Here is an 11,990-nt window from a genome sequence, read left to right on the forward strand (position 1 = left end):
TCGGTGAACGGCGAACGGGCGGGCGGTCGTTGCAGGAGCATGGACCTGGGGGCGGCCGCCCGCCGTACGTCACTACGGGGACCTAACAGGGGAGCGATCTCATGTACGACTACGACCTCCTGGTCGTAGGGTCGGCCAACGCCGACCTGGTGATCGGCGTCGAGCGCCGGCCGGGGGCCGGCGAGACCGTGCTCGGCTCCGATCTGGCCGTCCACCCGGGCGGCAAGGGCGCCAACCAGGCGGTCGCGGCCGCCCGGCTCGGGGCCCGTACGGCCCTGCTGGCCCGGGTCGGCGACGACGCGCACGGCCGGCTGCTGCTCGACTCGCAGCGGGAGTCCGGCGTCGACACGGTCGGCGTCCTGGTCGGCGGCGCGCCGACCGGCGTCGCGCTGATCACCGTGGACCCGTCCGGGGACAACAGCATCGTGGTCTCGCCGGGCGCGAACGGCCGGCTCACCCCGGGCGACGTCCACGCCGCCGCGAGCCTCTTCCAGGCGTCGCGGGTGGTCTCCACCCAGCTGGAGATCCCGCTGGAGACGGTCGTGGAGGTGGTCCGGAGCCTGGCGGAGGGCAGCCGGTTCGTGCTGAACCCCTCGCCGCCGCGCCCGCTGCCGACCGAGGTGCTGACGGCCTGCGACCCGCTGATCGTGAACGAGCACGAGGCGAAGGTGATCCTCGGCGACTCGGCGGTGGGCGAGACGCCGGAGGACTGGGCGCGGATCCTGCTGGCCAAGGGCCCTCGCTCGGTGGTCGTGACGCTCGGCTCGGAAGGCGCGCTGGTGGCGTCGGCGAAGGGGGTGACGCGCGTGCCGTCCGTGGAGGTGGACGCGGTGGACACCACCGGCGCGGGCGACGCGTTCACGGCCGCGCTGGCCTGGCGGCTGGGAACGGGCGAGTCCCTGGCCGAGGCGGCGGCGTACGCGGCGCGGGTCGGGGCGGTGGCCGTGACCCGGCAGGGCGCGCAGGTCTCCTTCCCCACGGCCGCGGAGGTCGAGGAGGCATGAAGAAGGCCGGAATCCTGAACCGCCACCTCTCCGGCGCCCTGGCCGAGCTGGGCCATGGCGACGGCGTCCTGGTGTGCGACGCGGGGATGCCGATACCCGACGGCCCCCGCGTCGTGGACCTGGCCTTCCGGGCCGGGGTGCCGTCGTTCGCCGTGGTGCTGGACGGGCTGCTGGCCGAGCTGGTCGTGGAGGGCGCGACGGCGGCGAAGGAGACCCGGGACGCCAATCCGGCGGCGGCGGCGCTGCTGGAGGGCGAGTTTCCCGGTCTGGAGCTGGTCCCGCACGAGCGGCTCAAGGAGCTGTCGTCCGGGGCGCGGCTGGTGGTGCGGACCGGGGAGGCACGGCCGTACGCGAATGTGCTGCTGCGCTGCGGGGTCTTCTTCTGACCGGTCTGCCGGACAGACGTTTCGAGGGGCCCGGTCCATCGACCGAGCCCCTCGGGTTTCCCCCTCCTACAGAACCCCCGCGATCCCCCCAGATCCCCCTCCGAGAAGTCCTGATGCCAAGTACGACCGGCGAGGTGGGGCAAGGGTTGTACGGCTCCGAGAATTTTTTTCGGCGCCTTCCCGATCGCCCTCGGGGTGCCGGTAAAACCCGGCAGACGTAGCGTTTCAGACATGCAGGACGTAGAAGAAAACCCCCTCACATCCCTCCAGGACGATGTGCTCGACGAGCTCGGCGACGATCTGATCGCGGACATCGCGGGGCTGCTGGGCACGGACGAGTCCGGTGCCCGGCAGCTGATCTGCACGACGGTGTCGGCGCTGTCCGACGAGGCGGAGACCGTGGCGACGCCGCACGACGCCCCGCTCACCGGCGTGGCCACCGTGGGCGGCTTCGCGACCGGCGGCCTCATGGCCGGGCTGCTGGCCGAGGAGGCCGAGCCGGTCGCCGGCGCGGTGTCCCGCAAGACGGGGCTGCCGGCGGGACCGGTGTCCCGGACGGTCGAGCTGGTGATTCCGGGCATGCTGGCGGTGCTCACGAAACGGGCGGCCGGGAAGTAGGACGCGGCGCCCCGGCGCCGACGGAGCGTGAGCCGCCGGCGCCCCGGCGCAGGCCGCGTGCGCTAGCTAGGCCGTGTGTTCCACGAACCGCGCCACCGTCTCCGCCAGCACCTCCCGCCCGTCCCGGGCCCACAGCCCGTCGTTGAACAGCTCGACCTCGATGGCGCCGGTGTATCCGGCCGCCTCGACGTACCCCTGCCACTCCCGCATGTCGATCGCCCCGTCGCCGATCTGACCGCGTCCGGTGAGCACGCCCTCGGGCAGGGGGGTCGTCCAGTCGGCGAGCTGGAAGGTGTGGATACGGCCGCCCGCACCCGCGCGGGCGATCTGCGCCGGAGCCGTGTCGTCCCACCAGATGTGGTAGGTGTCGACCGTGACGCCGACCTGGTGGGCCGGGAAGCGTTCCGCGAGGTCGAGGGCCTGGGACAGGGTCGAGACCACACAGCGGTCGGCGGCGTACATGGGGTGCAGCGGCTCGATGGCCAGCTTCACGCCCCGTTCCCCGGCGTAGGGGCCCAGCTCGCCCAGCGCGTCGGCGATCCGCTCGCGGGCGCCGTGCAGGTCCCTGGACCCGGCGGGCAGGCCGCCCGAGACCAGCACCAGGACGTCCGTGCCCAGCGTGGCCGCCTCGTCGACGGCCCGGCGGTTGTCGTCCAGGGCCGTGGCCCGCTCGGCCGGGTCGATCGCCGTGAGGAAGCCGCCGCGGCACAGGGTGGTGACCGTCAGGCCCGCGTCACGGACCAGCTTGGCCGTCGCCTCCAGGCCGTACTCCTGGACGGGCTCGCGCCACAGGCCGACGTTGCCGATGCCCAACCGGCCGCACTCCTCGACCAGTTCGGGCATCGACAGCTGCTTGACGGTCATCTGGTTGATGGAGAAGCGGGAGAGATCGCCGGTGCTCACTGGGCCACTCCGTACAGGGCGAGCAGGTTCCTCATCCGTTCCTCGGCGAGCTTCGGGTCCGGAAACAGGCCCAGTCCGTCGGCTAGTTCGTAGGCGCGGGCGAAGTGCGGGAGGGAACGGGCCGACTGCAGGCCGCCGACCATGGTGAAGTGCGTCTGGTGGCCGGCCAGCCAGGCCAGGAAGACCACGCCGGTCTTGTAGAAGCGGGTGGGCGTCCGGAAGAGGTGCCGGGACAGCTCGACCGTCGGGTCGAGCAGCGCGCGGAACCCGGCCACGTTCCCCGTGTCGAGGACACGCACCGCCTCGGCCGCCAGCGGGCCCAGCGGGTCGAAGATGCCGAGCAGCGCGTGGCTGAAGCCCTTCTCGTCGCCCGCGATCAGCTCGGGGTAGTTGAAGTCGTCGCCCGTGTAGCAGCGCACGCCCTGCGGCAGGCGGCGGCGGATGTCGATCTCCCGCTGGGCGTCCAGCAGCGACACCTTGATGCCGTCCACCTTGTCGGGGTGCGCGGCGATGACCTCCAGGAAGGTGTCCGTCGCCGCGTCGAGGTCGTCCGACCCCCAGTAGCCCTCCAGCGCCGGGTCGAACATCGGGCCCAGCCAGTGCAGGATCACCGGCTCGGCGGCCTGGCGCAGCAGATGGCCGTAGACCTCCAGATAGTCCTCGGGTCCCTGCGCCGCCGCGGCCAGCGCCCGCGAGGCCATCAGGATCGCCTGCGCCCCGCTCTCCTCGACGACGGCGAGCTGCTCCTCGTAGGCCGCCCGGACCTCCGTGAGCGACCCGGCGGCGATCTGGTCGGTGCCGGCGCCGCAGGCGATGCGGCCGCCGACCGCCCTGGCCTCGGCGGCGCTGCGGCGGATCAGCTCGGCCGCACCCGCCCAGTCCAGGCCCATCCCGCGCTGGGCGGTGTCCATGGCCTCGGCGACACCGAGCCCGTGGGACCACAGATGGCGGCGGAAGGCGAGGGTGGCGTCCCAGTCGACGGCCGCGGGCGAGTCGGGGCTCGTGTCGGCGTACGGGTCGGCGACGACGTGCGCCGCCGAGAAGACCGTACGGGAGGCGAGGGGGGCGCCGGGGGTGACGGCGAGGGGCTCCCGGCGGGGCTCGTACGCCCTGAAGCCCCCCTGGAGGTCGGGGAGTCGGATCGTCACAGCTGGATCTCCGGTACGTCGAGACGGCGGCCCTCCGCCGAGGACTTCAGGCCCAGCTCGGCGAGCTGGACACCGCGGGCGCCGGCGAGGAGGTCCCAGTGGTAGGGGGCATCGGCGTAGACGTGCCTGAGGAACAGCTCCCACTGGGCCTTGAAGCCGTTGTCGAAGTCGGCGTTGTCCGGGACCTCCTGCCACTGGTCGCGGAAGGAGTAGGTGGCCGGGATGTCCGGGTTCCAGACCGGCTTGGGGGTGAGGGAGCGGTGCTGGACGCGGCAGTTGCGCAGGCCCGCGACCGCCGAGCCCTCGGTGCCGTCGACCTGGAACTCCACCAGTTCGTCGCGGTTGACGCGCACGGCCCAGGACGAGTTGATCTGGGCGATCGCGCCGCCGTCCAGCTCGAAGATGCCGTAGGCGGCGTCGTCGGCGGTGGCGTCGTAGGGCTTGTCGTTCTCGTCCCAGCGCTGCGGGATGTGGGTGGTGGCGATGGCCTGCACGGACTTCACGCGCCCGAAGAGCTCGTGCAGCACGTACTCCCAGTGCGGGAACATGTCGACGACGATGCCGCCGCCGTCCTCGGCGCGGTAGTTCCAGGACGGGCGCTGCGCGGTCTGCCAGTCGCCCTCGAAGACCCAGTAGCCGAACTCGCCGCGGATGGACAGGATCCGCCCGAAGAAGCCGCCGTCGATGAGGCGCTTGAGCTTGAGCAGGCCGGGGAGGAAGAGCTTGTCCTGGACGACGCCGTGCTTGATGCCGGCGTCGGCGGCGAGCCGCGCCAGCTCCAGGGCGCCCTCCAGACCGGTGGCGGTCGGCTTCTCGGTGTAGATGTGCTTGCCGGCGGCGATCGCCTTCTTGATGGCCTCCTCGCGGGCGGAGGTGACCTGCGCGTCGAAGTAGATCTCGACGGACGGGTCGGCGAGGACCGCGTCGACGTCGGTCGAGATGTTCTCCGGGTCCAGGCCGTGCTGCTCGGCGAGCGCCTTCAGGGCGTACTCGCGGCGGCCGACCAGGACCGGCTCCGGCCACAGCACGCCGCCGTCGCCGAGGTCGAGGCCGCCCTGCTCGCGGATGGCCAGGATGGAGCGGACCAGGTGCTGTCGGTAGCCCATGCGCCCGGTCACGCCGTTCATCGCGATACGCACCGTCTTGCGTGTCACGTCATTCCCTTCGTAGGTACGCCCCGACCCTGACGAGCGTCGCAGCAAGCGCTTTCTATCTGATGAGAAGCTAGCCTCTGAGCAGCGGTGGAGACAAGACCGTGACGGGGTTGAGTTGTTCGAGGGGACGAACAACCGGGGTTCTTGGCCTTAAGGTCTGCTCGACATACACGGAACCGCGACAGCGGATGGCCTGTCTACGAGGGGGCAGGTCCTGTCCGTGAACACGTGGTGACCACGCACGTACGACAGGTGGTACGACGAGATGCGCGACCGGAGGACGACGAGATGACGGTGACCCTGGCGGACGTGGCGGCCCGCGCCCAGGTCTCGCCCGCGACGGTGTCGCGCGTGCTGAACGGGAACTACCCCGTGGCCGCCACCACCCGCGAGCGGGTGCTGCGGGCGGTGGACGAGCTGGACTACGTGCTGAACGGTCCCGCGAGCGCGCTGGCCGCCGCCACCTCCGACCTGGTCGGCATCCTGGTCAACGACATCGCCGACCCGTTCTTCGGGATCATGGCGAGCGCGATCCAGTCGGAGATCGGGGGTCCGGGGGGCCGGGCGGGCGGTGAGCGCCTGGCCGTGGTCTGCAACACGGGGGGTTCGCCGGAGCGCGAACTGACCTACCTGACCCTGCTCCAGCGCCAGCGGGCGGCCGCGGTCGTCCTGACCGGCGGCGCCGTGGAGAACGCGCCGCACGCGGCGGCCGTGGCGGCCAAGCTGCGGAAGCTGGCGGACGCCGGGACCCGGGTGGTGCTGTGCGGGCGGCCGCCGGCGCCGGACACGGGGGCGATCGCGCTGACCTTCGACAACCGGGGCGGCGGCCGTGAGTTGACCGAGCACCTGATCGGCCTGGGCCACCGGCGCCTCGGCTACATCGCGGGCCCGGAGGAGCGCACGACGACCCGGCACCGGCTGGAGGGCCACCGGGCCGCGCTCTTGGCGCACGGGATCACGGAGGACCCCGGGTGGACGGTCTACGGCCGCTACGACCGGCAGTCCGGGTACGAGGCGACGCTGGAGCTGCTGCGCCGGGACCCGTCGCTGACCGCCGTGGTCGCGGCGAACGACTCCGTCGCCCTGGGCGCGTGCGCGGCGCTGCGCGACTCCGGGAAGCGGATTCCGGAGGACGTGTCGGTGGCCGGCTTCGACGACCTGCCGTTCAGTGTCGACACGGTGCCTTCGCTGACGACCGTGCGGCTGCCGTTGTCCGAGGCGGGGGCGCGGGCCGGGCGGATCGCGATGGGGCGGGAGGAACCGCCGCCCGGGGGGATCGCCACGATTCGGGGGGAGTTGATGGTGCGCGGGTCTTCTGGAGGGCCTCGGGAGTAGGGGGTGTCGGGAGTAGGGGGCGTAGGTGGTAGGGGGGCGTCGGTGATAGGGGGAGGGCCGCTGCTGGTTGCCGCGGTGGACGTACGGCAGAGGCCTGGACCGGCTGGTGAGAGCGAGGCTGCTGGATGACCGCTCCGGATCCCGGCAGCGTCTTCGACGACGGCTGGATCTTCGAGGCCAATCTGCGGCCGTTCTGCGAATCGGTCGCCGAGTTCGCGGGATGCGGGTTCGACGACTCGGACTGGCAGGCCGTCGAAACCGCCCTGCCGGAGACGGACGTCGAGCGATCCGCCTGGTACGACTACCCGTTGTCCGGCCGGGTGCCGCTGACCCTGTTCGTCGCGGCCGATCCGGGGTCGTGCGTGGTCTTCGTCAGCCTCACCGGAGAGCCCGACGACGGCACGAGGGCACGGATCGAGGCGGCGCGGCACATCTTCTGCTGGTGGGAAGTGGCCTGACGTGACTTCAGGAGAGGCAGGACCGGTGCGCCGGCGTGCCGCCAGCTGCTGTCTCGTCCTGCTGATGATTCCGGCCGCGCTGGTCGCCTACTTCTGGTTCACCGTCTGGCACGCGGAGCACACGAACGACGAACGGCAGCGGGACGCCCTGGCCTCGATCGTGCGGCGCGGCCACGAGACCGCGCGGGACACCGGGCGGGCCCTGACCGCAAGCGGCTCGTCCGCCGATGTCGACGCCGACGCGCTCACCGGTGTGATCTGGCGCCACAGCAAGGCACCGCTGATCGACTACGACCCGACCCGCCGCACCTTCACCGCCACCGTCCGCGAAGTCGTCCACGTCGACCAGGAGGCGGTGCTCCTGAACAGCGGCCCCCTGCCGGTCGCCCGCTGCCTCCGCTTCACCTTCGCCCACGGCTCCGGCTCGGTCTGGACTTCCGCCGTGGCCGTGCGCGACGACGCCATGTGCCGGGCGAGCGCGTCGATCGCGAGTTGGGCGCACTTCGCCGCGAGCCGCATCGGGAACATGGACGCGAAGGACCTGACGCTCGCCGGGGCACGGCGGGCCCTCGACCCCGCGGGCACTCTCGGCCACTACGACGTCAGGACGGTGGTGCGGCAGGGAGGGACCGCCGTCGTCACCGTCCTCATCCGCGACACCCGAGCCGCGGACGCCACCGCCGAGCAGTGCTACCGGTTCGTGCGTAACCTCGACCCCGAGCACCGCGGTGAGGACGTCACCACCGTCCCGCTGGCCGACTGCCCGCAGGCCGCCTGACGGGTCCGGCAAGTACGGCCCACCCCTGCCGAATCTCTCGTTCCGCGCCTATGACTCCCCTACCGATGAGTTTCCGGCCTCATCCCGGTCTCCTCTGTGTCCTCACCCGAGCGAGAAACAGGAGCAACTCCCATGCGCATCGCGATCACCGAGTTCATCAGCCTCGACGGCGTCGTCCAGGCCCCCGGCGGCCCCCAGGAGGACACCGACGGCGGCTTCGCGCACGGTGGCTGGTCCCATCCGTACTTCGACGCGGAGGTCCTCGGCGGAGCCTTCGACGCCGGGATGCGGCAGGCGGAGGCGCTGCTGTTCGGGCGTCGGACCTGGCAGACCATGGCCGCGGCCTGGCCGGAGCGGGCCGGGGACCCCTTCGCCGACCGGATGAACTCGATCAAGAAGTACGTCGTCTCCAGCACCCTCACCGAGGCCGACCTGACCTGGAACAACACCACCCTCGTCCCCGGCGCCGAGGCCGTCGCCCGGGTGCGGGAGCTGCGTGCGGCCGAGGGCGGCGACCTGGCGATGATGGGCAGCCCCACCCTCGTACGGGCCCTGATCCAGGAGGGGCTGGTCGACGAGCTGCAGCTCATCGTCATGCCGGTGCTGCTCGGCGGCGGCAAGTCGATCTTCCCGGCGGACGGCGTGAAGCGGCCGCTGGAGCTGGTCTCCACCACCACCGCCAAGACCGGCGCGCAGGTGTGCGTCTACCGGCCGGCGGCCGAGGGGTAGCCACCGGGACGCGGACGTCCTAGGCTCGACCCACGGAACCTCTGACTGAGTCAGACATCGGCATCACCGGCAGCGGGCCGCAGCCGGCTGCCGCAGAGTCCACCGGGGGTCGACGCACATGACCGTCCACGACATCCGCGCCTTCAACCGCTTCTACACGAACGTCATCGGCGCCCTCGACTACAGCCGCCACCTCTACGCCCCGTACACCCTCACCGAGTCCCGCGTCCTGTACGAGCTCGCCCACTCCCCGCGCACGGACGCGGCCGACCTGCGCACCGAGCTCTCGCTGGACGCGGGATATCTGAGCCGGATCCTGAACAAGTTCGAGCAGGACGGGCTCATCGAGCGCACCGCCTCGCCGCAGGACCCGCGGCGCCGGCGTGTCACGCTCACCGCGCACGGCCGGGAGACCGGCAAGCTGCTGGAGGAGCGGGCGAACGAATCGGTCGGCTCGCTGCTGTCGACCGTGCCGGCCGCCGACCGGCCCCGGCTCGCCGAGGCGATGAATACCGTCCGCACGATCCTGTCCGACGGCCGCCCTCCCCGCCGCGAGGACGTCGTGCTGCGCGAGCCCGGCCCCGGCGACCTCGGCTGGATCGTGCAGCGCAACGCCGCGCTGTACGCCGCCGAGTACGGCTTCAACGCCGACTACGAGGGGCTGGTCGCGAGGATCGTCGCCGACTTCGCCGAGGACCACGACCCCCACCTGGAGCGGGTGTGGATCGCCGAGCTGGACGGCCGGCCGGTGGGCTGCGTGATGGTCGTACGGGACGAGGCGCCCACGACGGCCCGGCTGCGGCTGCTGCTGGTCGAGCCCGACGCCCGGGGCCTCGGCATCGGCGACCGGCTCGTCGAGGCCGTCGTCGACTTCGCCCGCGGCGTCGGCTACCGCGACCTCGTCCTGTGGACCAATGACGTCCTGGCCGCCGCCCGCCGCGTCTACCAGCGCCACGGCTTCGTCCTCGTCACCGAGAAACCGCACCGCTCGTTCGGCAAGGACCTGATCGGCCAGGACTGGCGCCTGGATCTGCAGGGTACGCCGGAGTGAAGCCTCATCCCTGATCGTCTTCCGATCGTCCGGCCGGATGGGCGTCCCTCCGTTTCCCTGGCAAGGTGGATTCATGAAACTGGCGTTCTCCACCCTCGGCGTCCCCGGTCTCCCCCTCTCCGACGTGCTGCGGCTCGCGACCACGTACGGGTATCACGGCGTCGAGCTGCGCACCCATCCCGAGGAGCCGGTGAACCTGGGCCTCGGGCCCGGCGAACGGGCTGATGTGGCGGCCGAGTTCAAGGCCGCCGGAGTGGAACTGGTGGGGCTGGCCGGGTACGTCCGGGTGGCCGCGCCCGGCGACGACGGCCCCGTGATCGAGGAGACGCGCAGGCTCGTCGACCTCGCGCACGACCTCGGCGCCCCCTTCGTCCGCGTCTTCCCCGGCGCCGACCACGAGCAGAGCCGCCAGTCGGCGGACGCGATCGCCGCGCGGCGGCTCGGTACGGCCGCGGAGTACGCCGCCGACATGGGCGTACGGATCCTGCTGGAGACCCACGACTCGCACCGCACCGCCGGCGACTCGATCCGGGTCCTCGGCCTGGTCGGGCACCGGCACGTCGGCTCGCTGTGGGACGTGATGCACACCTGGCTGGGCGGCGAGCAGCCCACCGAGAGCTACGCGGCCCTCGCGCCCTACCTCGGCTACGTCCAGGTCAAGGACATCGCCTCCGCCGACGACACCAGCCCCCTGCCCCTCGGCGCCGGGGTGCTGCCGCTCGCCGAGTGCGTGGAGGTCCTCTCCCGGCACGGCTGGGACGGCTGGCTGTGCTGGGAGTACGAGAAGCGGTGGTACGAGGGCGCCGCGCCCCTGCCCGATCTGCTCGGGGCGGGCCGGGAGCACCTGGCGCGGCTGCTGAACGAGTCGGCGTAGGCGGACAAGAGCGGGAGGGGGCGGCGGCCGGCTGGAGCGCTGAGGACGCCCCCCTCGAAATTCGCTGGCCCGCGCCCGCAGGCGCCGTATAGCGTCGCCCCTCGTGCCCGAACCCACCTCGCTCCCCGCCATGCCCTCATGAGCCTCGCTCGTGCGTTGATCGACGTACGGCCCCTGCGCTCCTCCCCCGTATTCCGACGTCTGCTGATCGGGCGGACGGTCTCCGTGCTCGGCAGCTTCATGACCATGGTGACCGTCATGTACCAGGTCTGGGACCTGACGCACAGCGCGGTCTGGAGCGGAGCGGTCGGGCTGGCGCAGGTGGTGCCCATGGTGGGCGTGGGCCTGTTCGCCGGGGCGTGGGTGGACCGCGGGGACCGGCGGCGGATCTTCCTGATCGCCACCGTCGGACAGGCGGTCTGCGTGCTGCTGCTCGCGGTGCAGGGCTTCACCGGCGGCGTACCGGTGGCCGGCATCCTCGCGCTGGTGGCGGCCGGGGCCTGTTTCGGCGCGGTCGGCGGTCCGGCGGCCGGCGTGTTCGTGCCGCGGCTGCTGCCCAAGGAGCAGGTGGCGGCGGGCCTCGCCCTCAACCAGGTCACCGGCCAGGCGATGATGCTGCTCGGCCCGGCCCTCGGCGGACTCTTCCTCGGCTGGTTCGGCATCGGCGTCTGCTACCTGCTGGACACCCTCAGCTTCGGCCTCGCCTTCTACGGCGCCTTCGGCCTGCCCGCGCTGCCGCCCGAGGGCGAGCCCTCGCGGGCCGGGCTGCACGGCGTCCTGGACGGCCTGCGTTTCCTGGCCGGCCACCGGGTGGTGCGCGGCGCGCTCATCACCGACCTCGCCGCCACCGTCCTCTCCATGCCGGTCAGCCTCTTCCCGCTGATCAACGCCGAGCGCTTCGGCGGCGACCCGCGCACCCTCGGCCTGTTCATGTCGGCCGTGGCGGTCGGCGGCGTCACCGCGACGGCCCTGTCGGGCTCGGTGACGCGGCTGGGCCGGCCCGGTCTGGTGATGCTCTGCGGGGCCGGGACCTGGGGCGCGGCCCTGGCGCTGTTCGGGATGACGACCGACCCGTGGACGGGGCTCGGGCTGCTGGTGGTCGCGGGAGCCGCCGACGCCCTCGCGGTCGTCTCGCGCAGCACGATCGTCCAGACCCGCACCCCGGACGCCCTGCTCGGCCGGGTCACGGCCGCCGAGCAGATCGTCGGCCAGGGCGGCCCACACCTCGGCAACCTGCGCGGCGGCCTGGTCGCCGGCTGGTCCTCGGGTGCGACGGCCCTGATCACGGGCGGACTGCTGTGCGTCCTCGCGGTGGCCTACGTCGGCACGAGCACCCCGCAGCTGCGCGGCAGCGCCACTACTCCGGACGAGCGATGATCTCCACGGTCGGATCCAGGCACCAACCGAGCACGGCCGGCCAAGGACCGTAACCGGCGTCCCGGTCCAGGTGCGCGTCGCGGCGGCCTGGTCGCCGGCTGGTCCTCGGGTGCGACGGCCCTGATCACGGGCGGACTGCTGTGCGTCCTCGCGGTGGCCTACGTCGGCACGAGCA

13 protein-coding genes are annotated in these 11,990 nt (G+C 72.4%); 10 read left to right on the forward strand and 3 right to left on the reverse strand.

All coding sequences use genetic code 11. The features are described 5' to 3' along the window. Positions 1-101: 101 nt before the first annotated feature. The 3 genes from ACIRD7_RS12670 (at position 102) to ACIRD7_RS12680 (ending at position 2,008) form a co-directional block, all read left to right on the forward strand. Positions 102-1,004, forward strand: coding sequence for a ribokinase (locus ACIRD7_RS12670; RefSeq protein WP_403452784.1), 903 nt, complete (start codon positions 102-104; stop codon positions 1,002-1,004). Next, positions 1,001-1,390: a D-ribose pyranase gene (gene rbsD / locus ACIRD7_RS12675; RefSeq protein ID WP_403452785.1), complete on the forward strand. Its 390-nt coding sequence runs from the start codon at positions 1,001-1,003 to the stop codon at positions 1,388-1,390. The genes ACIRD7_RS12670 and rbsD overlap by 4 nt, the downstream gene beginning before the upstream one ends. A 231-nt stretch (positions 1,391-1,621) precedes the next feature. After that, positions 1,622-2,008 carry a hypothetical protein gene (locus ACIRD7_RS12680; protein ID WP_403452786.1) on the forward strand — a complete coding sequence of 129 codons (387 nt, stop codon included), beginning with the start codon at positions 1,622-1,624 and terminating at the stop codon, positions 2,006-2,008. Between the two features lie 66 nt (positions 2,009-2,074). Here ACIRD7_RS12680 and ACIRD7_RS12685 read toward each other — a convergent pair whose 3' ends face one another. Genes ACIRD7_RS12685 through ACIRD7_RS12695 form a run of 3 tightly spaced genes read right to left on the reverse strand, consistent with a single transcriptional unit; the run spans position 2,075 to position 5,213 of the window. Continuing rightward, positions 2,075-2,911, reverse strand: coding sequence for a sugar phosphate isomerase/epimerase family protein (locus tag ACIRD7_RS12685; RefSeq protein WP_403452787.1), 837 nt, complete (start codon positions 2,909-2,911; stop codon positions 2,075-2,077). After that, the gene (locus ACIRD7_RS12690) at positions 2,908-4,059 is read right to left on the reverse strand and encodes a dihydrodipicolinate synthase family protein (protein ID WP_403452788.1); all 1,152 of its coding nucleotides are present in this window, start codon (positions 4,057-4,059) and stop codon (positions 2,908-2,910) included. Before ACIRD7_RS12690 ends, ACIRD7_RS12685 begins: the two co-directional genes overlap by 4 nt. Continuing rightward, positions 4,056-5,213 carry a Gfo/Idh/MocA family protein gene (locus ACIRD7_RS12695; protein WP_403452789.1) on the reverse strand — a complete coding sequence of 386 codons (1,158 nt, stop codon included), beginning with the start codon at positions 5,211-5,213 and terminating at the stop codon, positions 4,056-4,058. The genes ACIRD7_RS12690 and ACIRD7_RS12695 overlap by 4 nt, the downstream gene beginning before the upstream one ends. 288 nt (positions 5,214-5,501) lie before the next feature. Here ACIRD7_RS12695 and ACIRD7_RS12700 point away from each other — a divergent pair, with 288 nt between their 5' ends. The 7 genes from ACIRD7_RS12700 to ACIRD7_RS12730 all read left to right on the forward strand — a co-directional run bounded on the left by ACIRD7_RS12700 (position 5,502) and on the right by ACIRD7_RS12730 (position 11,815). Continuing rightward, positions 5,502-6,548 (forward strand): LacI family DNA-binding transcriptional regulator, encoded by a 1,047-nt coding sequence (locus ACIRD7_RS12700; protein WP_403452790.1) that lies wholly within the window; start codon positions 5,502-5,504, stop codon positions 6,546-6,548. 125 nt (positions 6,549-6,673) lie between these two features. Beyond that, positions 6,674-7,006, forward strand: a complete 333-nt coding sequence (locus ACIRD7_RS12705) for a hypothetical protein (protein WP_403452791.1) — start codon at positions 6,674-6,676, stop codon at positions 7,004-7,006. Positions 7,007-7,031: 25 nt separating this feature from the next. Further along, the gene (locus ACIRD7_RS12710; RefSeq protein ID WP_403452792.1) at positions 7,032-7,784 is read left to right on the forward strand and encodes a hypothetical protein; all 753 of its coding nucleotides are present in this window, start codon (positions 7,032-7,034) and stop codon (positions 7,782-7,784) included. Positions 7,785-7,916: 132 nt separating this feature from the next. Then, entirely contained in the window at positions 7,917-8,513 is a 597-nt protein-coding gene (locus ACIRD7_RS12715; RefSeq protein ID WP_403452793.1) for a dihydrofolate reductase family protein, read from the forward strand. 118 nt (positions 8,514-8,631) lie between these two features. Further along, positions 8,632-9,564: a GNAT family N-acetyltransferase gene (locus ACIRD7_RS12720; RefSeq protein ID WP_403452794.1), complete on the forward strand. Its 933-nt coding sequence runs from the start codon at positions 8,632-8,634 to the stop codon at positions 9,562-9,564. A 73-nt stretch (positions 9,565-9,637) separates the two neighbouring features. Then, positions 9,638-10,438, forward strand: coding sequence for a sugar phosphate isomerase/epimerase family protein (locus ACIRD7_RS12725; protein ID WP_403452795.1), 801 nt, complete (start codon positions 9,638-9,640; stop codon positions 10,436-10,438). Positions 10,439-10,576: 138 nt separating this feature from the next. Next, a complete protein-coding gene (locus ACIRD7_RS12730; protein WP_403452796.1) occupies positions 10,577-11,815 on the forward strand; it encodes an MFS transporter in 1,239 nt (412 codons plus the stop codon). The last annotated feature ends 175 nt before the right edge of the window (positions 11,816-11,990 follow it).

The sequence above is a fragment of the Streptomyces sp. NPDC093568 genome (assembly GCF_044764945.1).
Taxonomy (GTDB): Bacteria; Actinomycetota; Actinomycetes; order Streptomycetales; family Streptomycetaceae; genus Streptomyces.

Bases quoted from the DNA above. Each gene is read 5' to 3' on its own strand.
- ACIRD7_RS12700 (WP_403452790.1), top strand. From the start codon at position 5,502: ATGACGGTGACCCTGGCGGACGTGGCGGCCCGCGCCCAGGTCTCGCCC.
- ACIRD7_RS12670 (WP_403452784.1), top strand. From the start codon at position 102: ATGTACGACTACGACCTCCTGGTCGTAGGGTCGGCCAACGCCGACCTG.
- ACIRD7_RS12720 (WP_403452794.1), top strand. From the start codon at position 8,632: ATGACCGTCCACGACATCCGCGCCTTCAACCGCTTCTACACGAACGTC.
- ACIRD7_RS12730 (WP_403452796.1), top strand. From the start codon at position 10,577: ATGAGCCTCGCTCGTGCGTTGATCGACGTACGGCCCCTGCGCTCCTCC.
- ACIRD7_RS12680 (WP_403452786.1), top strand. From the start codon at position 1,622: ATGCAGGACGTAGAAGAAAACCCCCTCACATCCCTCCAGGACGATGTG.
- ACIRD7_RS12725 (WP_403452795.1), top strand. From the start codon at position 9,638: ATGAAACTGGCGTTCTCCACCCTCGGCGTCCCCGGTCTCCCCCTCTCC.
- ACIRD7_RS12705 (WP_403452791.1), top strand. From the start codon at position 6,674: ATGACCGCTCCGGATCCCGGCAGCGTCTTCGACGACGGCTGGATCTTC.
- rbsD (WP_403452785.1), top strand. From the start codon at position 1,001: ATGAAGAAGGCCGGAATCCTGAACCGCCACCTCTCCGGCGCCCTGGCC.
- ACIRD7_RS12715 (WP_403452793.1), top strand. From the start codon at position 7,917: ATGCGCATCGCGATCACCGAGTTCATCAGCCTCGACGGCGTCGTCCAG.